Origin of the sequence: Terriglobus sp. TAA 43 (genome assembly GCF_000800015.1) — a bacterium.
GTDB lineage: Bacteria > Acidobacteriota > Terriglobia > Terriglobales > Acidobacteriaceae > Terriglobus.
The window spans coordinates 59,790-81,683 of record NZ_JUGR01000004.1 but is presented as its reverse complement, the minus strand read 5'-3'; the positions used below and the strand labels follow the sequence as shown (position 1 = coordinate 81,683).

General features: G+C 56.0%; 24 protein-coding genes. 8 read left to right on the top strand and 16 right to left on the bottom strand.

Annotated elements, in window-relative coordinates:
* Positions 1 to 196 precede the first annotated feature (196 nt).
* Both M504_RS19640 and M504_RS19635 read right to left on the bottom strand, forming a co-directional pair.
* Positions 197 to 736, bottom strand: a complete 540-nt coding sequence (locus M504_RS19640) for a hypothetical protein (RefSeq protein ID WP_047497612.1) — start codon at positions 734 to 736, stop codon at positions 197 to 199.
* A gap of 70 nt (positions 737 to 806) precedes the next feature.
* Positions 807 to 1,445 (bottom strand): TetR/AcrR family transcriptional regulator, encoded by a 639-nt coding sequence (locus tag M504_RS19635; protein ID WP_198137721.1) that lies wholly within the window; start codon positions 1,443 to 1,445, stop codon positions 807 to 809.
* A gap of 102 nt (positions 1,446 to 1,547) precedes the next feature.
* Here M504_RS19635 and M504_RS19630 point away from each other — a divergent pair, with 102 nt between their 5' ends.
* On the top strand, positions 1,548 to 2,375 hold the full coding sequence (locus tag M504_RS19630) for an oxidoreductase (RefSeq protein WP_047497609.1): 828 nt from the start codon (positions 1,548 to 1,550) through the stop codon (positions 2,373 to 2,375).
* Between the two features lie 62 nt (positions 2,376 to 2,437).
* On the opposite strand, the gene M504_RS19625 is transcribed toward M504_RS19630, so the two are convergent.
* Complete coding sequence (locus M504_RS19625; protein WP_047497607.1) at positions 2,438 to 3,604, bottom strand: FAD-dependent monooxygenase; 1,167 nt, start codon at positions 3,602 to 3,604, stop codon at positions 2,438 to 2,440.
* On the opposite strand from M504_RS19625, the gene M504_RS21620 reads away from it, so the two are divergent.
* Complete coding sequence (locus M504_RS21620) at positions 3,550 to 4,305, top strand: TetR/AcrR family transcriptional regulator (RefSeq protein ID WP_084214581.1); 756 nt, start codon at positions 3,550 to 3,552, stop codon at positions 4,303 to 4,305. The two genes, M504_RS19625 and M504_RS21620, sit on opposite strands and share 55 nt — an antisense overlap.
* A gap of 25 nt (positions 4,306 to 4,330) precedes the next feature.
* Here M504_RS21620 and M504_RS21615 read toward each other — a convergent pair whose 3' ends face one another.
* The 4 genes from M504_RS21615 to gcvT form a co-directional block, all read right to left on the bottom strand.
* On the bottom strand, positions 4,331 to 5,815 hold the full coding sequence (locus tag M504_RS21615) for a TIGR03435 family protein (protein WP_052201097.1): 1,485 nt from the start codon (positions 5,813 to 5,815) through the stop codon (positions 4,331 to 4,333).
* Positions 5,812 to 6,159, bottom strand: a complete 348-nt coding sequence (locus M504_RS19610) for a PadR family transcriptional regulator (RefSeq protein ID WP_047497604.1) — start codon at positions 6,157 to 6,159, stop codon at positions 5,812 to 5,814. The genes M504_RS21615 and M504_RS19610 overlap by 4 nt, the downstream gene beginning before the upstream one ends.
* A gap of 114 nt (positions 6,160 to 6,273) precedes the next feature.
* Positions 6,274 to 7,170, bottom strand: coding sequence for a phosphotransferase enzyme family protein (locus tag M504_RS19605; RefSeq protein WP_198137720.1), 897 nt, complete (start codon positions 7,168 to 7,170; stop codon positions 6,274 to 6,276).
* A 454-nt stretch (positions 7,171 to 7,624) separates the two neighbouring features.
* Positions 7,625 to 8,776 (bottom strand): glycine cleavage system aminomethyltransferase GcvT, encoded by a 1,152-nt coding sequence (gcvT, locus tag M504_RS19600; RefSeq protein ID WP_047497599.1) that lies wholly within the window; start codon positions 8,774 to 8,776, stop codon positions 7,625 to 7,627.
* A gap of 18 nt (positions 8,777 to 8,794) precedes the next feature.
* On the opposite strand from gcvT, the gene M504_RS19595 reads away from it, so the two are divergent.
* A complete protein-coding gene (locus M504_RS19595) occupies positions 8,795 to 9,649 on the top strand; it encodes a hypothetical protein (protein ID WP_156994060.1) in 855 nt (284 codons plus the stop codon).
* 6 nt (positions 9,650 to 9,655) lie between these two features.
* Here M504_RS19595 and M504_RS19590 read toward each other — a convergent pair whose 3' ends face one another.
* Both M504_RS19590 and M504_RS19585 read right to left on the bottom strand, forming a co-directional pair.
* Entirely contained in the window at positions 9,656 to 10,462 is an 807-nt protein-coding gene (locus M504_RS19590; RefSeq protein WP_047497593.1) for a polyphosphate kinase 2 family protein, read from the bottom strand.
* A 126-nt stretch (positions 10,463 to 10,588) separates the two neighbouring features.
* A complete protein-coding gene (locus M504_RS19585; protein WP_047498011.1) occupies positions 10,589 to 10,801 on the bottom strand; it encodes a twin-arginine translocase TatA/TatE family subunit in 213 nt (70 codons plus the stop codon).
* Between the two features lie 192 nt (positions 10,802 to 10,993).
* Here M504_RS19585 and M504_RS19580 point away from each other — a divergent pair, with 192 nt between their 5' ends.
* Positions 10,994 to 11,701 carry a hypothetical protein gene (locus M504_RS19580; RefSeq protein WP_047497590.1) on the top strand — a complete coding sequence of 236 codons (708 nt, stop codon included), beginning with the start codon at positions 10,994 to 10,996 and terminating at the stop codon, positions 11,699 to 11,701.
* Positions 11,702 to 11,769: 68 nt separating this feature from the next.
* On the opposite strand, the gene glgC is transcribed toward M504_RS19580, so the two are convergent.
* The 7 genes from glgC to M504_RS19540 all read right to left on the bottom strand — a co-directional run bounded on the left by glgC (position 11,770) and on the right by M504_RS19540 (position 16,597).
* A complete protein-coding gene (glgC, locus tag M504_RS19575; RefSeq protein WP_047497588.1) occupies positions 11,770 to 13,023 on the bottom strand; it encodes a glucose-1-phosphate adenylyltransferase in 1,254 nt (417 codons plus the stop codon).
* Between the two features lie 140 nt (positions 13,024 to 13,163).
* A complete protein-coding gene (locus tag M504_RS19570) occupies positions 13,164 to 13,454 on the bottom strand; it encodes a hypothetical protein (protein WP_047497585.1) in 291 nt (96 codons plus the stop codon).
* Positions 13,455 to 13,593: 139 nt separating this feature from the next.
* The gene (locus M504_RS19565) at positions 13,594 to 13,833 is read right to left on the bottom strand and encodes a hypothetical protein (RefSeq protein ID WP_047497583.1); all 240 of its coding nucleotides are present in this window, start codon (positions 13,831 to 13,833) and stop codon (positions 13,594 to 13,596) included.
* Complete coding sequence (locus M504_RS22190) at positions 13,833 to 14,297, bottom strand: hypothetical protein (protein ID WP_156994058.1); 465 nt, start codon at positions 14,295 to 14,297, stop codon at positions 13,833 to 13,835. Before M504_RS22190 ends, M504_RS19565 begins: the two co-directional genes overlap by 1 nt.
* Before the next feature lie 118 nt (positions 14,298 to 14,415).
* Entirely contained in the window at positions 14,416 to 14,907 is a 492-nt protein-coding gene (locus M504_RS19550) for a MarR family winged helix-turn-helix transcriptional regulator (protein WP_047497574.1), read from the bottom strand.
* Positions 14,908 to 14,926: 19 nt separating this feature from the next.
* Complete coding sequence (locus M504_RS19545) at positions 14,927 to 15,580, bottom strand: alpha/beta hydrolase (protein WP_047497571.1); 654 nt, start codon at positions 15,578 to 15,580, stop codon at positions 14,927 to 14,929.
* Positions 15,581 to 15,613: 33 nt separating this feature from the next.
* Entirely contained in the window at positions 15,614 to 16,597 is a 984-nt protein-coding gene (locus M504_RS19540) for a VOC family protein (RefSeq protein ID WP_047497566.1), read from the bottom strand.
* Between the two features lie 104 nt (positions 16,598 to 16,701).
* Between M504_RS19540 and M504_RS19535 the strand changes: the two genes are divergently transcribed.
* From M504_RS19535 to gcvPA, 4 genes are all read left to right on the top strand, one after another.
* Positions 16,702 to 18,945, top strand: a complete 2,244-nt coding sequence (locus M504_RS19535) for a GH92 family glycosyl hydrolase (protein WP_084214568.1) — start codon at positions 16,702 to 16,704, stop codon at positions 18,943 to 18,945.
* 80 nt (positions 18,946 to 19,025) lie between these two features.
* Positions 19,026 to 20,012, top strand: coding sequence for a hypothetical protein (locus M504_RS19530; protein ID WP_156994056.1), 987 nt, complete (start codon positions 19,026 to 19,028; stop codon positions 20,010 to 20,012).
* Positions 20,013 to 20,075: 63 nt separating this feature from the next.
* Complete coding sequence (gene gcvH, locus M504_RS19525; protein WP_047497563.1) at positions 20,076 to 20,462, top strand: glycine cleavage system protein GcvH; 387 nt, start codon at positions 20,076 to 20,078, stop codon at positions 20,460 to 20,462.
* A 99-nt stretch (positions 20,463 to 20,561) separates the two neighbouring features.
* Positions 20,562 to 21,893 (top strand): aminomethyl-transferring glycine dehydrogenase subunit GcvPA, encoded by a 1,332-nt coding sequence (gcvPA, locus tag M504_RS19520; protein ID WP_047497560.1) that lies wholly within the window; start codon positions 20,562 to 20,564, stop codon positions 21,891 to 21,893.
* Position 21,894 lies beyond the last annotated feature (1 nt).

Here is a 21,894-nt window from a genome sequence, read left to right as displayed (position 1 = left end):
CATAAACCAGCAAACGCGCGCTGGTAGCAACGATCTGGAGAAGCCCACCTTCGCCTTTATTTTACTACCCTAGCTCTAACGTGGCATTGACGATGACTTCAAAGCAGCAACAGCTCCGCTGATCTCACTACAGACTTCACCTATCTCCCAGAAAGCAATGGGCTTATTTTGTGGGAACCATCTCGATCAAAAGAAATTAAGGCTGAGAAGCTCCAGCGGGAGCAGGCCCTCCAGCCGCCGCCGGCGCAGTGGCAACAGGGGTATTCTTCCCATGCTCCGGATCATATTCATGCTTCACCATCCACTGCTTAAACACGGCCGTTGGCTCCGAACCCATTCGCCCATCGTGCATGAAATACGAAAAGTCCTTCATCTCCACCTTGAATCTGCAGGTGTCATAGCTGCCCGGTTTCCCGAACTGCGGTAGCAACACTACCAGCTCCTGGTTCGGCTTCTTCCACTTCGCCGGAAACGTCTCGTACCCCGACGACACCTGCAACCGCTTATCGCACTCAAACTGAAAGTCCATTCCCTGCGGTTCGCCATTTTCAAACAGATTCGCGCGGCCTTCGCCCTTCGACTCTTCTGCTTGCCGATTTTGGTAGAACGTCGTCTGGTTGCGCCCAAAGATATGCAAACGCAACGGATAATCGGCAGGGTTATGGCTCTCGGCACACGCGAGAACGGGAACAACCACAAGGCTGGCAGCAAGCAAGGCACGCGAAACAACAGTCATGGGAAAAGTCCAGGAGCAGCAGAAGTAGCCGCAGTATAGCCACCACCTCGCTTTACCTCGCGACGTCATCTCACGACACTGGTGACCGTTTCAATCGAACAGTGGATGTCTTCTCGCTACTCCTCAGCCCGGACATCACCTGCTCAAATACCCCACCCACATACTGCTCCGTGATAGGACCAGTCCCCATTTGCAGCCGGTAATAAATCGGCGCATAAAGCATGTCAATGGCAGCGTCGATATCGATGTCGGCCCGGAGATCCCCTTGCTGAATCGCTTCCTCGAGCACCTCACGAGCCATACGCCGCCTCGGCATAATCCACCGCTCCCGAAAAGCTTCCGCAAGTTCTGGATCAAACTGCGCCTCGCCCAGCAACGATTTAATGAGTACCCCATACTTGCTCCGAAAAGCTTTCGACTGGGCCTCCATCTGCATCCGGATGCGGTCCACCGCACGAGGTGCACGCGGAAATCCGGTTCCCGGCCCCACCTCAGCCAGAAAGGCATCCATCACAACTGCCGCTTTATTGGGCCACCGGCGATAGATCGTAGCTTTGCCCACGCCAGCCTTGGCGGCAATCACATCCACGCCAAGCGCCCGAAATCCAACCTCAAATACCTCTTCCAGAGCCGCTTTCAGGATCGCCTGATGCGCTTCATCGCTCCTCGGCCTTCCGCGGCGAGACACTGTTTCTGTGGAAGTAGACAAGATTTTCTCCATCGAAAATTTTCCTGCATCCATTACGGAACCAAATGTATCGTATATCCCAAAGGAATAACGAGACAATATGTTTCGTTATAGGAGGATGTGATGAATGGCAAAGTATGGCTCGTTACGGGTGCTTCCCGCGGATTAGGTGCAGAAATCGCAAAAGCGATCCTGGCAGCAGGCGACACCCTCGTCGCCACAGCTCGCAAGACCGAAGCGTTGGACTATCTCGGAGCACCGGAAAATCTTCTGAAAGTAGCCCTCGACGTCACGAATGAAGAGCAGGTTAAAGCCGCCGTCAGCAAAGCACTAGCGAAGTTCGGTCGGATCGATGTACTCGTGAACAACGCTGGCTATGGTCTGCTCGGCGCGGTTGAAGAAAGCAGTGCTGAAGAAGTGGAAGGCGTCTATCGCACGAACGTCTTCGGTTTGTTGAACGTAGTCCGCGCCGTGCTGCCAGGCATGCGCGCACGCCATGCCGGACACATCATGAACATTTCATCCATCGGTGGCTACGCAGGCTTTCAAGGCTGGGGTATTTACGGTTCAACGAAGTTCGCGTTGGAAGGCATCTCAGAGGCGATGCACGCCGAACTAAAGCCACTGGGCATCCACGTCACCGTCGTAGAGCCAGGATTCTTCCGCACAAATTTTCTCGATGCCAGCTCTTTGATCGAAACCAAAACTCGAATCAGCGATTACGCCGAAACCGTCGGACAGATGCGCGACTTTGCAGGTGGACACAACGGACAACAACCCGGCGACCCGGCAAAGCTAGCGCAAGCACTCCTAACGCTTGCCAACATGAACGAGCCGCCCGTTCGCATGCCATTGGGAAGCGATACCCTCGCACGCATTGAGAAAAAGAACGCCTTCGTCACAGAACAAACGGCACTCTACAAAGACCTTTCCCTATCCACAGACTTCTGATCGATCACTGATCGCACCAACAGAATCGCGGGCCTGCTTCGCTATCGATTCGCAGGCCCGCATCACGAATAAGATTCAAGCCGATACATCCGCTGCACCTGCTTCTGCGTAACGCTCGCCGGTGTCTTCCTCAACGCGACGTTGCGCAGAAAGCGGAACAGCGGATTCCCAACATGACAGATCTTCCCGATCGACCATGATGTAGACACAGTCCAATCCACCTTCTTTCGCCGCAGTTGTTCAAAACGGCTCAACGCACTTTCGTTCAACCCAAATTTCCTGAACGCCTCGGCCAACGCCAACGCGTCTTCCACCGCCATCGCTCCGCCTTGTCCAAGGTTAGGCGTAGCCGCATGCGCTGCATCGCCCACCAATCCAATGCGTCCGGAAGACCACCGCAATAGAGGCTTCAAATCACCGATGTCCGTCCGCAAAATATCTTCTGCTCGGGTACTGTCAAGCAGCGATATCCATTGCGGAAAATGAGTTCGAAACAACATCTCTGCATGAGCCTTCCTCTCACTCGCGGACGAAGGTTCACCTGCAGGTGAATCGAACGTCATGTACCAGTAGTAGTCATCCGCATTGATCTTCGAAAAACCAACACGACATCCACTCGCCCAAACCTCATACGCATCGTGCTCCGCTCCAACAGGCAATACATGTGCGCCACGTGCAATAGCGCGATACGAAGACGACCCCGAATATCGCTTCTCCCCATCCAGTCCGGCCATCGAACGAATCTGCGAATGCAATCCATCCGCTCCAATCAACACCGCTGCTGTACACGACGAACCATCAGACAGCTTCGCAACAACTCCATCACCACTTTGAATTACTGAGGACACTTCGCAATTGAAACGAACGGAGTCCTCCTGAAGCTGCTCCAACAACACACGCTGCAGCACACCACGATGCAGCGCAATCGTTTCGAAGCCATATTCATGCGCGATCTGCGACATATCCGTCACCTGAATGTCGCCAGACTTCGAATCCTGAAGCCGCAGCAACTTCACAGGCCAACCCGCTGCAACGATCTTTTCTGCAAAGCCAAGCTGCGCGAAAACCTGCATCGCATTGGCTGCCATCCAAATGCCCGCTCCCACCTCCGACAGTGCGCCTGCGCGCTCCACAATCCTCACGCGATAACCACGTTGCTGCAGAGCGATGCCCAATGCCAAACCGCCAATACCAGCACCCTGAATCAGCACATCACATTCCGTCGTCATTTCATCTTGGACTCTCACAGCATTCATGCTTCAATTCTAGTAAGAATAGCGAGCAATCACTCGCCTTTACTGCTCGCTTTCAGAAAGCCCTTGAGAGACAAATGAAAAAGACAATTCGCCCAAGAAAGACGCCCCAACAAGACCGTTCCAGGCATACAAGGCACGACATCCTCAAGGCAACTACTCACCTTTTGAATCGAAAGCCCCTCGGCGAAGTATCCACAAACCACATTGCGAAGAAGACTGGCATCAGCATCGGAACCCTATACAAGTACTACCCAAACAAAGATTCAATCCTCGCCGATCTCTCACTCAACTTCATGCAACAGGATGCAGAACTCTTCGGTCGAATCTTCGTAAACTCCGCGCGAAGCCGACAGAAGAAAGACGCTCTTGTAGAAGAACTAACCGAGGCCCTTATCTCCATCCATCGAGAAGAGTCTCAGGTCAGAGGCGTGGTCTATCAAAACCTCGAACGCTTGAACTTATTAGGATCGGCGCAGAGTGCCACACAAGAGATTCAAACAAAGGGAACAGCATCTGTTCCGGAACTCGACCCGATACGAACATGGGTCGCAATCTCAGCCATCAATGCTGCGGTTCACTCCACATCCCAACTTTCAAAAAACCTTCAGCAGTGGGACTTCGTGAACACGCTTGTTCGGAACATTCTTCAAAACCTGTTCAACCTTCAAAAGTGAGGATGAGTGATTCGCTCATACAAGCTCAATTGGACGACGGTCGCTCAATATGGTCGATCACAAGCACCTGCACAGGAGCTTTCACACGTTCCAGCTTCAAACCAAGCTGCTCTTGCACTGCCGTAAAAAGTGATGGGCCATCCTCCGCTGCTGCTGGAGTTCCATCATCCGGTGTCCAGTGCAGCGTGTAGTTATAAAAACCAGTGAGACCAGTACGGTCCACGACAGGGCTCTTCAGTTGAACAGTAAGTTCGTTGATGAACGGCTTCATCGGCTGGCCCATGCTTGTATACGAGCCATGTCCTCGTTGTCTGCCTCCGCCTTCCTTCATACCGTTCGGACCAATAGCGGGTTGAATCTCAGTAAGGCGGGATCCGTTCTTACCCACGGTCAACGCGTAGACGGAGAGATCCCTTGTCTCGTAGTGAAACTTCATACCAAAGCGATCAATCAGAATCTTTTGCAGCATGGGTGCGCGCTGGATGGGATCAACCACTTTGCGAAAAGCAGCTAGGTCCGCATCACTTACTTTTGCCTCGACGTCATATCGCTCCTGCCGCGTCCAGTCAGGAAGACCATCGATCTGATCGCTCAGAAAAATACCAAAGGCCCATTGAATGATGTTCTCCGGCGGCATGTTGGTAATGCTCAGCGCATCGCTCATCGGAGGCGAGCCTATGTCCATTCGCACAGCGCCCGTGTGGTTGGGCCTGACGGAGACCACATCGAACTCAATGGGCTTGCCATCCGTGCCCATGAGCCTTGGAGTCGCTTCAGGTCGCACACCCTGCGCACAGACCTGAGGTACCAGCAGAGTAAGAAGTCCCAAAGTTCGTGCGACCTGCAATAGTCCGCACCGCGAAAGTAGCCGCGCAATCAAACGACTGGAGCCTATCGTGCGACGTTCACGTGGCAACACCACCACGGCACCAAACAAACTGAGCAACAGAAGAAGACTGAAGCGTGCATGTACGAACGGATAGAGAAAGTCTGCCTGCGAAAGAAAGCGAAGCTCGTTATGCATCGCTCGTAGTCGCATCACCATGGAGATGAAAAGCAGGAACGCTCCTATGTTCAGCGATAGCAGCGCCACCACAGGAGTCATCTTCAGTGATCGATGCCGCAGCACTCCGTAAACGAAAACACCCATCCAAACGAACAGCATGGCAGGAAGCAAGCCAGCAGTAAGCTCAAGCACCGCTGAACCTGGCCACTGAAAGCTTCCGCGATACTGCGTAAGTAGCTGAGTTACGGCAGGTGCATAGAGCCGTTGCCACAGTGGGTACAAAGCAACGAACGCGACAGCAAACCAGAACGGCGCCAGCAATGACCGCAGACGCTGTTCACCTGTTGAAACTGTTCTGCGCAATGCCTGCCCCAGGCACCACCACCCACTTCGGCCCGCAGCGAAGAGCTCCATCAGATCGCCTGCAAAGCCCTCCGACTCTGGACCAGAAGAACTCGCTTCCACCAGCCAAAGTGCAACACGCAACATGGTCTGTTGTTTCATCGCGCACCTCTTGTCTTCGCACCATTGGCAAACGTAGGGACATCCTGCCAAAGCTGATTCAGCGACGTTCGAGTGTGGTCAATCGCACGCAGCCCCTGATCTGTCACACGCACAAAGCGCTTCGCACGTCCTCCTCGCTCTGCGCTCGGCTGGCCCATACGGCTGGCAATCAATCCCGCAGCCTCAAGCCGTTCCAGCGTCTTGTAGATGCTGGCCAGCGCCGCGCTCTTCCCCGTCAGCGACGAAATCTCGTCGCACAGTAGAACGCCGTACGCCTCTTCACCCAAACGAAGAATCGCAAGGAGAATCATCAAGTCCGGAGCATTCAAAAGAAGGTCGCTCATTTCTTCTCTTATTTAGAAGAAATGAGCAGACAACGTCAAGAACTTTATGAAAATAGCTACTCAACAAAGTTTTGGCACAACAAATTACCTGAAAAGCTCAGACAGGCGCGCTCTTCAGTCGTTTGTGACGTAAGCAAGCACTGCAGAAATCCTTGCGCAGAGGCGTTGTTCCACTTCCCTGCCGAATTCACCAAATGCAGAGCGCTCACGCCAATCCCAGTAATGGCAGAACCAACGCGCAACCATCGCTGTATGGATCTCTCCCAAATCAAGAGCAGTGCCGGTGAACTGGAAGTAAGTCATCATCGCAGAAGCAATATGCTCTTCAACATCTTCCAGGTTTGACCACATAAGCAGGGTCGAACAGACATTTCCGATGTCTACATGCACCGGATCAAGAGCAACGGCTTCGAAGTCAAGAACAGCGGAAAGTACGTCTCTGCCGTCTCCTCCAAACAACACGTTCTGCGGAGTGAAATCGCCGTGTACTATCTGCCTGGGTAGCGATTCAAAGCTGGCAAGCCTGCCCGTGAGCCACTCTGCAGCAGAACATACGATCTCTTCTTCCAATGGATCGGAAGTGAAAGGTACAAACCTTTCACACTCCATTTGAGAAATCAATCGACACGTCTTCTCGCAGACTCCAGGAGGCACCTCGAACATGCGCGTCTGTTGAAAGTCGCGCAACGCAAGATGAAATCGCGCCAATCCCTCAATCATCTTCGGATAAATACGCGGGTCATGTGCGTTGGGATGAGCACCCGGCAGGTGGCGAGTCAAACCCCAAACGTAACCGCTATCCAATACCAGCGGCTGATCATCCAACGTCCTCCCACATTCCGGAACCGAAATAGAACAGGACTGATCTTTCAGGAATCGACCAAAAGCCACCAGGAAGCGTGCCTTCTCCGCGAGGGCCGAGTATCGCTCGCTCTCAGCTTGAGATAACCAATATCCCGTTCCTATCTTCCAGGTGGCGCGGCTCACACCTTGCGTGGAAGCTACAGCCATCTCATCCAGTTCCCAGTGTCTTCTCAGAACATCTCGAACAATCTCCGCTGCAGATCGCGCGCCACTCACCATACAACTGTCCACACACCTGAAAGATTCCCGTTGCTTTGACTGGCAGAGTGGTTTGTTTGTTCCGGAGTCCAAAACAGGCCCTTCCTTTTGGAACCAGCCCATGGCTGAGAAGTTACCGAAAGCCTGTCAAGCCCTATGACCACTCAACCCGAACAAACCAAAGGAAATACAGTTGGCATGTGATTTCCTTCGGTTCTCTAAAATAGAAATAGAGCAGCGAATCACTGAAGCGGATTCGCTGCTCTAACCCCTTTAGAAAGACGATTTTGCCTCTAACTCCAATGGGCAGACGATTTTAGCGACACCAAAACCGTAAACCCAATAGAAAGACGATTTTACAAAAACAAGGGGGAGGGGGTACCCCACACCCGCCCGTCAGTCCCTAAACCGTCGGCTTCGGCGTGCGAACCCGCTTATAGAACGGCGTCGGAATCACCTTCGCCTTCACCAGACTCCCGCGAATCTCTACCGCAACCTCGTTGCCCAGCTCAGCTTCCGCAGGAGGCACAAACGCCAGTGCAATGTTCTTCTTCAGTGTCGGAGAAGGCGATCCGCTCGTCACCACGCCAAGCGGTTCACCCGCAAGCGAACGCACGGGATAACCATCGCGAGCAATACCGCGATCCACCATCTCCAGACCAACCAGCTTCTTCGCCGGAGCATTCGCACTCAGCGCCAGCAGCGTCGACTTGCCGATGAAGTCAGCATCCTTCTCCAGCTTGCAGTAACGGTTCAGACCAGCCTCAAACACGCTGATCTCGTCAGAGATCTCGTGGCCGTACAGCGCCATCGCACTCTCCAGACGCAACGTATTGCGCGCGCCCAGACCAGCGGGAACAATGCCAAACTCAGCACCCGCCTCAAACACAGCCTTCCACGCAGCCTCGCTGGTAGCCACATCGCTGGGCACATAGATCTCGAAGCCGTCTTCGCCCGTATAACCAGTGCGAGCAATCAGCACGTTGTAGAACCCCGCAACCTTGCCCCACGTAAACCAGTAGTTCTTGATCACCGACAGATCGGTGTCAGTCAGCTTCTGCAGTGTCTCCTGCGCCTTCGGTCCCTGGATGGCAATCTGCGTATACAGGTCGCTGTAGTCGTTGATGTGGACGCTCGGCATGGAGCCGATCGTCTTGCGCACCCAGTTGATGTCCTTCTCACGCGTACCGGCATTGATCACGATCAGGTAGTCGTTGTCAGACAGCTTGTGCAGGACAACGTCATCCACAAACGTGCCTTCCGGTGTCAGCATCGCCGAGTAATGCGCCTGCCCGATCTGCAGCTTGCTGGCATCGTTCATCAGGAGCTTCTGCACCGCGTCCAGCGAACCGGGTCCACGCAACTGGATGCAGCCCATGTGCGACACGTCAAACACGCCCACTGCGGTACGAACGGCATTGTGCTCGGCCACTAGGCCGCTGTACTCCACCGGCATCTCCCATCCACCAAAGTCCACCATCTTGGCCTTCAGCGACTTGTGGGTATCAAACAGTGCGGTACGGCGAAGCGATGCGGCGGAAGTTGTGTCAGCCATGAATCCTCTGGAGTGGAAATGTGGTCTAAGGTGGCAGTGCTTATGCCTGTCACACCCATCTCCGAGGATACCGCGATCCAGCCTGCAACCGAGCCAGGACACTCCACGATTCCACGTAACTACCGCATATATCGTGTCCTCTCACACCAGTGGCAGCGTATGCTGGCAGCGATGCGCCTCACTCTCCCTATACTGCTGCCGGTGATGGTTGGCGCCGCCGTAGCGCAAACGGCCGACCGTTCCGCGGCACCATCCAATCCGTCCACAACGGCTCCCGCAGCCCGCACAGATTCCTATAGCGTCCAGAACGGGGAACTCGTTGTCGCTCCGGGCCTCCGCATTCCCAACGGCAACGTACCCTGGGCGTTGGACACGGTCGATGGCAAGCAGGTGCTCGTCCCCATTCACCACACACCGCTCACCGGTACAGCAACCAGCGGCACGCTGGAAGGACCAACGTCGCACACACCACTGCACTCCGCGACACCAGCCTTCTTCATCCATACCAGTGACCGTACGGAGAACTCCGGCGATAGTGGACGCGGCACGCCAACGGGATGGGCTCTACTCTCCGCCCCCGTCGCGGACAGCCACCGCACCGTCGCCCGCCCCAGGTTCACCGACGTCAACAGCGCCACCGTATGCACCGCCCCGGTGATCTGCACCACCGCCGAGTCCCTACCCGACGGCTGGCTCCGTGTCACCCCGCAGGCCCCCTTGACACCGGGAGAGTACGCACTGCTCCCGATCCAGAAGACCCTAACCCCCGGCAACACCCTGGCCTACGACTTCACCGTAGACGGGGGGCAGGGGGCAGCCCGTGACACAGTTGCGCCCGGTCAGAATCTCGACACACGAAAAAAGAAGCGCTGATCGCAGCTACAGCGTTAGCTGCGACACATCGACCGTAGCTTTTGGATAGCGCAGCTTCATGCTCTTCATGGTCTCTACGAGGATCTCGGAGATCGCCACGTTGCGATACCACTTGTTATCCGACGGAATCACGAACCACGGAGCGTGCTTCTTACTGGTGCGCTGCAGAATGTCCTCATAGCAGTCTTGATACTGCGGCCAGAACTTACGCTCTGCGAAGTCAGCGGCGGATAGCTTCCAGTGCTTGCTGTTGTCGTCAATGCGCGCCTGCAAGCGCCGCTTCTGCTCCGCCTCAGAGATATGCAGGAAGAACTTCAGGATAGCGATGCCATTCTCTGTCAGCATCTCCTCGAAGCGGTTGATCTGCTCCATGTGAGCATGCGCCGTCTTCTTATCCATCAGCCCGTGCACACGCGGCGACAATACATCCTCATAGTGCGATCGGTTGAAGATACCGATCATGCCGCGCGGCGGTACTGCATTGTGGCACCGCCACAGGAAGTCATGCTTTGCCTCCAGCGGAGTTGGCACCTTGAACGCCGTCACATCACATCCCTGCGGGTTGATACCTGAGAAGATGTGACGGATCGTCCCATCCTTGCCCGCAGTATCCATGCCCTGCAGCACCACCAACACACCATGCTCCCCACCGGCATACAGCACCTCCTGCAACCGATCCAGGTCTTTGCGATGGCGTTGTAGGTAGGTTTGTGCGTCGGCTTCCGACTTGAGCTTGCCAGTCTGCGCTGCATCAATCTTTTGCAGGCTGACTTTCTTACCGGGAACTACCAGATGGGGCGACTTAATCTTCAAGGGGCAAATTCACCTTTCATAAGCAGTACGATGCACGATACCGCTTTCCTGAAGAAGGTGAAAGTCGTCGCAAAGGAAAGAGGCACAGGATATGTCCTGTGCCTCTTCGCGAACTATAGAAACGGACTACGACTTGGTCGCAGGCTCCTTCGGCTCCGGCGTCACGATGTGCGCGTCGTTCTTCACATCTTCAGTCACGCCCTTCAGGCCTTCCTTGAAACCCTTCAGACCTTCGCCAAGTCCCTTACCTAGTTCCGGCAGCTTCTTCCCACCGAAAAACACGACGACGATAAGGCCGATGATCAGCAGGTGCATGGGCTGGAACAGGTCATTGAGCATGGCAGAAACCTCCGAAAGCAGGCCGCGCAATGGCGTTACCTGATCCAGCCCATTGTCGCACAAATCCGGTGTGTCTGGCGTGATTGCGGAAGCGGGAACGACGGCAGACGGTATATCCTGAATGGGTGCAGTCCCACACCGCCGCCGTACGACCGCGCGGAACCGCCTGGAGGCTGCCTGCAGTGGAGGAACATGCTTATTTCCCGTCCCCGGCGGCGTCCTGCCGGGCCGTCCTTGGTGTCTGCCCGTAACGTTGTCATTGCTGGACTTGCTGCCCTCTGCGGATTTGCCGCAGCCGCCACTGCGCGGGCTCAGGACACCTTCCGTCCACCACCTCCAGTCACCTACACCGAGAAATATGAAATCTTCGGTGGCTTCAACTACCTGAACGGTCAGGCCGGACAGAACATTCCCAAGCGTTACAACATGGCTGGTGGCGAAGTCATGGGCACCTACTGGCTCACGCCAAAATGGGGTGCTGCTGCCGATATTCGCTGGGATGGCGGCACCACGCCCGCCCTTCCGGCAGCGCAATCCACCAACCCGAAGATTCAGACGCGTCCGTTCGTATCGCAGATGATCTACATGGGTGGTGCGCAGTATCACTGGATTGGAAATCAACGCGCGGGCATTAACTTCCACGCGTTGGCCGGCGCAAGCAGCGGTAATTTTGACCACAGCAACCCTGGTGTAACGCCCGATACATTCTTCAACGTCACGGGCCTGTATACCAACCGCACCGCGTTCAACGGCGTTGTGGGTGCCAGCATCGACTTCAATCGTTCGGCGCGCTGGGCCATCCGCGTCTCGCCGGATCTTGTGTTGGAACACTTCGGCACGGAACTTCGCGAGTTCGTCTCCGTCTCCGGCGGTGTGGTGTATCGCTTCGGCGATCGCTAAGCCACTTTCAGTAAAGAAGAATGCCCGGAGAGTCTCCGGGCATTTTCTTGTTCATTTTCAGCACGGCACTATCTCGTCTGCATGAATTCCGGACTTACCGGGTTTTCATACGGAGTGATGTCGCGTGTCACCACCGTAATACCGCTCGGCGTAACGTGATACTTCTTACGGTCTTCATTTGCGTCATAGCCGATAACCGTGCCATCGGGAATATGTGCGTCGCGATCAATGATCGCGCGACGAATACGGCAATGACGACCGATGTTCACATGGTTGAAGATTACCGAAGAATCGATATCCGAGAACGAATTCACGCGCACATCCTGCGAAAGCACGCTCTGCCTCACGGCTGAACCAGAGATAACGCACCCGGGAGACCCCACTGAATTAACCGCCATTCCCGTACGCCCCATCTCGCCGAAGACAAACTTCGCCGGTGGATACTGCGTGGGTCGCGTCCGCATTGGCCAATCGCGATCATAGAGATTGAACACAGGGCTTACCGAAGCGATATCGAGATTCGCCTCATAGTAAGAATCCAGCGTACCCACGTCGCGCCAGTACAGCGCTTCCTTACGATTTTCGTCCACGAAGTTGTACGCAGACACTTTGAAGCGCCCCAGCAAGCCTGGCAGTATGTTGTGGCCAAAGTCGTGCTTGGAGTCCGTCTTCTCTGCATCGGCCATTAGCTCCGGCAGCAGCACGTCCGTGTTGAAGATGTAGATGCCCATGGAGGCATCCACCTTTTCCGGATTGAACGGCGATCGGATATTGGTGCTCTTCGGCTTCTCCTGGAACCCGATGACTTCGCCACTGCTGGACACTTCCACCACACCGAAACCCGCAACCTCGTTCGGATCGACCGGCAAGGTAGCAATGGTGCAAGCCGCGCCGCTTTGCACATGCTGATCCATCATCAGGCCATAGTTCATCTTGTAGATGTGGTCGCCTGAGAGGATGATCACGTGCTTTGGCTGTTCGGAGCCGATGGAATAAATGTTCTGGTACACCGCATCTGCTGTGCCCTGATACCAGCTCTTATTCACGCGCTGCATGGGCGGCAGAATCTCAATGAACTCGCCCAACTCATTGGCCACAACCGAACCCCAGCCCTCACGGATGTGGCGGTTCAGGCTCAGCGCTTTGTACTGCGTCATGATGTAGACCTTGCGTAGGTCACTATTAATGCAGTTTGAGAGCGTGATGTCGATGATGCGATATTGTCCGCCGAACGGCACCGCAGGCTTTGCGCGTTCCTTGGTCAGCGGAAAAAGACGTTCGCCGGCGCCTCCGGCCAGCAGTACTCCAAGCGTATCTTTCATTCACTCATCCCCAGGCGAACCTCAAAGGCTTCAGCGAAACATTAGACAGATAGAACCTGTCTGCGCAAGCCGAAAGCTGTCACCCATAATCCCTTCGATGCAGAATCCAGCAACCGCGGCAGGAGTATAACGCGTTGAGATTACGATTCGTTTTCTTCAGGGTCGGCAGGTTCGTCCGGCAGTGAAATGCGCAGCGACTTCAGGAACGAGACATCGTTCCGGGTGAACGTTTCACCAGGCTCAGCGACGTCTTCCGTGTCCTCATCGTCACTGACTTCGTTCAGGCCAATGGTCGCCTCCAGCATCAGCAGGACGTCAAATCCCTCTTCACGGATCTCCCGCACCACGCCGGATATCTGTTCCGACTCCGAGACGGATTCGTGAATGGCCTCGCCCAATTGCTGGATCAGTTCCTTGATGCGTCCGTTCATCTCGCCTCCTCCTGCGTTACCGTCCTCAATTGCGGCCTGAACCCATCCAGAGGCCCATCGTGCAAGAGCGGTGTTCTCTACCTTACGCGGGCAACTCTCCCATCGCAATCACGCATCGCGTGAGGAAATGTCGTCCGTTTCATGCCTCGGTGTGATGATCGGACCAAGCAGTTTCCAGTTGGCGGGCCAGATCCTGCACTGCTTGTGTGCGCTTCGGTCCCAAGACAATCCATCCTGCTGCAGCGGCGCAAATACCACCAATTGCCCACAATGATTTCTTCAATACCATGGTCTTACCCGTCTCTCCAGTTTGACGCGCCAAATCAGATTCAGCGGTTTCATCCATGAGATGCACGGCAGCAGAAGGCGATGTCTCCATTAGGCGCGCCGCGCCCGCACGAAGCTGCTCACACTGAAGTATCCGAACAGCACAGCCAATACGCAGAAGAAATAGAAGCGATAACGGTCATCAGCAACGGCGCTCACAGCGTTGTGCCGCGTCTTCCACATGGCCGCAGTAAATGACAGCGCAAACAGCGCGAAGAAACTGCCCGTGAGTTCATGCCACAGAGCACGCGATGCACGTTTCAACGGAGCTGCAACACCTTGTTTGGCAGCTGCAACACCTTGTTTGGCAGCTGCGACACCTTGCCTGGCAGCCGCAGCCGCATGGGCAAAATCGGGACGCGCTGCAGCAACAGGACGTGAGACTGACCGTGGCTCCCCGGGCTCGGCGCGGGGTGGAATCACTTGTGGTCGCGGTGGCGAAGCTGGGCGTGATGGCGTCGCCGGCGACGGAGAAGTAGCCGCATCGACTGCCTCAAAGGCAGTTCGCGCCGCCATCCGGGCTCCGCGTCCAAGCACACGTCCAAAACGTTCCCGATCCATACAGACATTGTACGGAGATCACACCGGATGTTGCGACACCCGGGTGTTGCGAAGGGAACGCACTGGAAAACAATCAGTCCGTTGTTAAGGAACGTGCTACGGTCTTCGCCTTGGCGGCCAGCCCGATCTTCTTCAAAGCATCGCGCACAGGGCCGCGCATCGTTGCGCAAACACCAGCCATGACCTCTTCCAAGTCCAGTTCATGCTGCGCGAAGATACGGCGGATCACCTTTCGTCCCTCTTTGGTCAGATCCACGGTGCGGACACGCTTGTCCGTCGCGCCGCTACATCGCGAGACGTACCCCAGCTTCTCCAACCGGTCGACCGCAGCCGTCATGGAAGGATTCGCCAACAGCACTTTGTCACCGATCTGCGACATGCTCATGGGGCCCTTATGCAGCAGGGCCTCCATGATCATGAAGTCGCTCAGACCGATGTCCTGCGCCGCAACGGTGCTTTCGATATACGCTTCCATGGAACGATACGCCTTCATCATCACGAGCCATAGGCTGGCCGCCGATGTGAAATGCGTTTCGCTCGTTTCGGATTCGTGCATCGTTTGCATGCGCTCTCTCCATCTTCTGCTAGTTCGTTGAATTCTGCGAAAAAACCTTCTGGAGAAGGATACGCGCCTGCTCCAGTTCTTCCGCGCTTACGTTGTGCGGTTTTCCGGGATAACGATGTAATGAAACTTCCGCGCCCATACGCTTCAGCTCTTCTACAGACTCTTCCACACGCACAAAAGGTATGTGCGGATCAGGGTCGCCGCATAAAAATAATGCGGGTGTGCCTGCCAGATCGCCATCGTGATGCAGATCGCTTCCCAATGGCCCGATCAGGCCTCCCGTGAACGCGATCAAACCGGCATACCGCGCCGGGTTGGAGGCAACGAACTCCGACGCCAGGCAAGCTCCCTGCGAGAAGCCGGCGATGACAATGCGCTCCGTGGGAATGCCGCTGCCCACAAGTCCATCGACAATGCGCTTCACCTTTGTTAGAGCCGAGGAAAGATCTGGCTCATTCATCTCGCGCGGTGCAATGAATCGCTGCGGATACCAGACGTTGCCCGCAGCTTGCGGCGCAACGAATGCCAGTTTCATATCCATAAAGGCGCGTGACAGTCCAAGAATGTCTCCCGCGTTGCTGCCGCGGCCATGCAGCAGCACAACGACTCCGGCGGCTTCCTTCAGAGGCTCGCCTGCCGTGTAAACCGGACTCAGATCATGCGGTCCTTGCATTCGTAATCTCCTTTCTTCGCGGGGATGACGGCCTTACGCCGTCACCACCGTCTTCGACGACTGCTTCAGTTCCACCGGGATCAACCGGCGTTCAATCTGGTCAAGCAGTCCCTGGTGCATCTTTGGCACACGCAGCGCCTCGCCAAGTGTCTCGATCGGCTCGTCGATCGCAAAGCCCGGCTCGTCCGTCGCCATCTCAAACAACACACCACCCGGCTCGCGGAAATAGATGGAGTGGAAGTAGTCGCGATCCTGCACCGTCGTAACCGGCAGATGCTTCAGGATCTCCTCTCTCCATGCAAGCTGCGAGTCATCATTCGGTGTACGGAACGCGATGTGGTGCACCGACCCCGCACCGCTGCGTCCATAACCGGCATTCGGGTTCACCAGCACATCAATGTGGTTGCCCAGCGCCGCGCCTTCCGGCGCTGCGTAACGAATGCGGTCGCCGTCGCGGCCAATTTCCGCAAAGCCCATCCACGCCAGCGTATCCGCCGTCGCCTTTTCGCTGCGATGCAGCATGGTCACGCCAAAGAAGCCACGAATGCTGTGCTCCTCAGGAACGTCCGCATACCGGGGCGCCTTAGCTGCAACAGGAGCATCGGCATGGCCCACAATCTCCAGCTTCATGCCATCCGGATCGGCAAACGTCAGCACGTCCTCCACACCGTTAAAGCGCAAGCCGGTGTGTTCCACCAGAACACCCTCATCCGTAAGCCGCTTCTCCCAGTAAGGGATGGAAGCTGTCGGCACAGAGAACGCTGTGTGAGTCACTTCTCCCGCGCCTGCCAGTCCACGACGCGCACCCGGCCAGGGGAAGAACGTCAAGATCGTTCCCGGCGTACCGGCATCATCGCCAAAATAAAAGTGATACGTGCCCGGATCGTCAAAATTAACGGTCTTCTTCACCAACCGCAAACCCAGCACCTGGGTATAGAAATCCAGATTCCGCTGCGGATCGGAAGCAATCGCCGTCACATGATGCAATCCCTGGATCTTCGCCCGTTCGTTAGCCATTGTCTTAACCCTCCGCAATAATTGATTCGATATCGAAAAAAAAGATTCATCCACCGCTTTCTCACCATTTGCCCTCGCAATAGCGAACACGATAGCGTTCCGCCATGGTCTGGTTTTGCAAACGATTCGTCTTCTGCCTGTCGCTGTTCTTCACTCTCTGTGCGGTCGCACAAAAAGACCCCGTTAATGAGGTAAATCCGCTCATCGGCACAGGTAACGGCCCCATCGGCTACGGTGGCACCATGCCCTTCGTGACAACGCCCTTTGGCATGACGAACTGGACCGCGCAGACGCGACAGAACCGCCTCAGCGTCACCTCATACGAATACGGCGACAAGACCATTCAGGGCTTCATGGGCACACACCAGCCCGCCATCTGGATGGGCGACTTCGGCTACGTCACCCTGATGCCTGAGATCGGCGCGCTGAAGACCACGCCCGAAACTCGCGCGCTTGCCTACGATCACGCGCATGAGACCACGCACCCTGACTTCTACAGCGTGGACATGAAGACGCAGGACGGCAAGATCATCCATGCCGAGATGACCGCATCCGAGCGCTGCGCATACCTGCGCTTCACCTTCCCTGCTGGCGTGGAACCACGCGTTTTGTTGGAAGCATCACGTCCCGGTATCAATGGCAAAGCCTCGGTGGACATTGCAAAAGGCGAAATCGTCGGTCAGAATCCGCACCGCATCGACAACAATCTTGGGCCCTTTGCACTGCCAAACTTCAGCGGCTACTTCGTTGCGCAGTTCCACCAACACACCACCGGCGGCGATTCCTATGGTCTGAACACAGCCGCCGCGCATGGCGCATCGGTCACCTTTGCGAAAACGTCCGCGCCCACAGTGATTGAAGTTCGCGTAGGCACATCGTTCCTCAGCATCGATCAGGCGCGCGAGAACATCACCAAAGAAATCCCCGCATGGAACTTCGCTGCCACACGCCAGAAACTTCACACCATCTGGCAGCAGAAATTAAGTAACCTAACCATCGCAGGCGCTACGCAGGATGAGCGCATCACTGCCTACACCGCGCTATATCACGCACTGCTGTATCCGCGCACGTTTTCCGAGTATGGCCGTTATTACAGCGCTTTTGACGACACCATTCATGACGGCGCGTCGTACACCGACTATTCCATCTGGGACACCTTCCGCGCAGAACATAGCCTGCTGACACTCGTCGCACCGGAACGCATCGACGGCATGATCACTGCGCTTTTGCAGGATTACAAAGAAGGCGGATGGATGCCGAAGTGGCCCAATCCCAGTTACACGAACATCATGATCGGCACCCACGCCGACAGCATGGTGGCAGAAGCATTGCGCAAAGGCTTCCACGGCTTTGATCGTGAACTCGCATGGAAGGCCGTCTACAAAGACGCCATGTCACCACCCGACGGTGACACCACGCGTCGATGGCTGGACCGTGAAGAACACACTCCTTACGAAGCGCGTGCGGGCCTGACCTACTACAAGCAACTTGGCTTCATTCCCACGGATAAGACCGACGAAGCCACCAGCCGCACACTGGAAGACAGCTACGACGACTGGTGCGTGGCGCAGGTGGCCAAAGCACTTGGCCGCATGGACGACTATCGCTTCTTCCTGAAGCGTTCGCTGAACGATCGCAACCTATTCGACAAGAGCCTCAACCTGATGCGCGGCAAAACTTCCGACGGCAAGTGGGCACCGATTGGCGGTAGCCGCGATACTGATGGCAACCGCAGCGTCTCCGGATGGACCGAAGGCGATGCATGGGTATACACATGGTCGCCCTTCCATGACATTGCGGGTGTTGAGAAGCTCATGGGCGGACCCGAAGTCGCAAACAAACAACTCGATCAACACTTCGTGGGCAATCACAACGTCCACAAGAACGAACCCAGCCACCACTACGGCTACCTCTACGACTTCACCGGCCAGCCGTGGAAAACACAGGCCAAAGTTCGCGAGATTGCCTACAAGGAATACGCCAACCTGCCCGCAGGTCTGGATGGTGATGATGATTGCGGCCAGATGTCTGCGTGGTATCTCTTCACTGCGCTCGGCATGTACCCCGTGAACCCAGCCAGCGGCGATTACATGATCGGCAGCCCCATGTATGGCCGCATGAGTTTGAAGCTCGCCAACGGCAAGGCATTCACCGTCGTCGCAGACAACAACAGCCACAGCAACGTGTACATCCAATCCGCCACACTGAACGACAAGCCGCTGGATAAGCCCGTCATCACATGGGAGCAGATTCAGTCTGGCGCAACACTTCACGTTGTGATGGGTGCACAGCCATCGAAGTGGGCATCTTCATGGCGTCCATCGCTCCCTGAGGAAGCATTGCGATAGCCCTATGAAAAACGTGTAGCAACGCACACATTTTTCTGGGATGAAGATTGCTGGCGGCAAGATATTCTCGTTTCATTGCGATGATTCGACGTCTCTTTGCCGCCATTTCTCTTCTCTTTGCGCTCTCCTGTTCCGTGGTTTCACACGCTGACGTTGCATTGCTCATGGAACAGCCTTACGGAGAGTTCGGCAAGTACAACCCGACAGGCCATGCAGCGGTCTTCCTCAGCGATATCTGCGCAGAGACGCCCACGCAGCTACGCCGCTGCCGCCCCGGTGAATACGGTTCGGTCATCAGCAGGTATCACAAGATCCACCATCAGGACTGGATCGCCATGCCGCTCGTCCCCTACCTGTATGGGGTCGAGCATCCGTCACAAATCCCGGCCAGCGTCACCAAAGAACAAGTGCAGCAGCTTCGCGATGCTTACTGGCGCGCGCATCTCCAGGAACTGGCCCCTCCTGATAAGAACGGCAATGCTCCTGGTGGTGAGTGGCCACAACTTGTCGGCTCTTTGTTTGATCGCACCATCTTTGGCTTCGCCGTGCATTCCACACAGGAGCAGGACGACCGTTTCATCGCTATCTTCAACGACAAGCGCAACGTAGGCCATTTCAACCTGTTTTTCCACAACTGCGCCGATTTCTCGCGCGTGGTGCTGAACACGTATTACCCCGGCGCCATTCATCGCAACGTCTTCGGCGACTTCGGCATGACAACCCCCAAAGGGGCGGCCAAATCGCTGGTGAAGTTCGGGGAAAAACACCCTGAACTTCATCCAACAACCTTCGAAATGCACCAGGTCCCCGGTGATATGCCCCGCAGCAGGAATATCGACGGCGTCTCGGAATCGCTGGTGAAGAGTAAGAAATACCTCATTCCACTGGCCATTCTTCAACCTGAGGTCACGGGCGTCATCGCGGCAGACTTCCTCACCCGAGGACGCGCCAAGCTGCCTCGCACCGCCACCGCGTTTGCCGTGGGCGACTGGAAAGTACAGCCGCAACCATCGAACGAAACGGCATCGCACCCGGACGAGGCAGGCTCACCCAAACTTGGAAGCTAACGTTAGCCAATTTCCCGGCGATATTCGCTCTCAGAGCGTTGTCGCGGCTTTAAAATCAAAGCCATGAGCTATCCGGCAAACTACCGCTACACCAAGGAACACGAGTGGATTGAGGCCAACGGCAACGAAGCCACCGTGGGCATCACCGAACACGCGCAAAGCCTGCTTGGCGACATTGTTTTCGTAGACCTGCCCAAAACAGGGACGGAACTGACCCAGAAGGCGTCCTTCGGTTCAGTGGAAAGCGTAAAGGCTGTCAGCGACGTATATGCCCCCGTTTCCGGCACCGTGACCGCGGCAAACGAAGAGCTTGCCAATGCACCCGAAAAGATTAATGAAGACGCGAACAACACCTGGCTCATCAAGCTCACACTGAAGGACGCATCCGAATTGGACGGCCTTCTTGACGCTGCTGCATACGAAGCTTTCGTAGCTGAAGAAACGCACTAAACGAGTTCTGTTCGAAAGGGGCCGCAGCGTCTTAGCAGCGGCCCGCGAACTTTCTGCTCACCGCCCCTCCGCACCCACACCAGACGAGGCAACATTCCCATGCGTTACCTTCCTAAGTCGCCCGCCGACCGGGCCGCCATGCTCCAGGAGATTGGCGCGGCTTCCATCGACGACCTGTTCGATTCCGTCCCCGCAGAATTTCGCCTGACGCGCGATCTGAACGTTCCCCGCCAGCACTCTGAGCACGAAGTCATTGAAGCGTTCAAGGTCTTCGCCAACCAGAACGCCACTGGATATGCGTCGTTCCTGGGCGCGGGAGCCTATCGCCACTATCGCCCCGTGCTGATTGACACAGTCGTTTCGCGCGGCGAATTCCTCACCAGCTACACGCCCTATCAGCCAGAAATCGCGCAGGGCACGTTGCAGGCACTCTTTGAGTTCCAGACCATGATCTGCGAACTGACCGGCATGGATTTGGCCAACGCCTCCATGTACGACGGCAGCACGGGCGCAGCAGAAGCCGTGATGATGGCCGTGCGCGTCACCGGTCGTAACGGCGCTGTCATCGCACGTACAGTGCATCCCGAGTACCGCGAAGTGCTCGCGACGTACGCGCAGCACCAAGGTATCCCGCAGACCGAAGTGGGTTACACCGCCGATGGTCGCGTGGACTATACCGCTCTGGATGCTGCCATCACCAGCGACACCGCCTGCGTGCTCATCCAATCGCCCAACTTCTTCGGCACCATTGAAGACGTTGCCAAGATCGCGGAAATCGCACACGCGAAGGGTGCTCTGCTCATCGTCTCCATTGCAGAGGCTGTCTCGCTAGGCATCGTGAAGCCGCCCAAGGAAGCCGACATCGTCTCCATGGAAGCGCAGAGCTTTGGTGTTCCCGTGGGCTATGGTGGCCCGTACTGCGGCGTCATCGCAGCGAAGGAAAAGTTCCTGCGCCAGATGCCCGGACGTCTCTGCGGTCAAACTGTCGACCAGAATGGCGATCGTGGCTTTGTGTTGACGCTCTCCACGCGCGAACAGCATATCCGCCGGGAGAAGGCCACCAGCAACATCTGCACCAACCAGTCGCTCGTCGCGCTGATGGTCACGGTCTTCCTCACCGTCTACGGCAAGGGCCTGCAGGAACTCGCCGAGCAGAACCTGGCCAAAGCACACTTCACTGCGCAGTCGCTGGAGAAGAACGGAGCAAAGCTGCTATTTGCAGGTGCACCGCGCTTCAACGAGTTCGTCGTCACCACACCGAAGTCCGCAGACACTACCAACACAGCACTGCTGGAAGAGAAGATCATTGGCGGTCTGCCTCTGTCGAAGTGGTATCCCGAACTCGGTGAAAACGCATCGCTGTGGTGCGCTACGGAACTCACTACGCGTCAGGACATCGATACAGCTGCCACAGCGTTGGCAAAGGTATAGC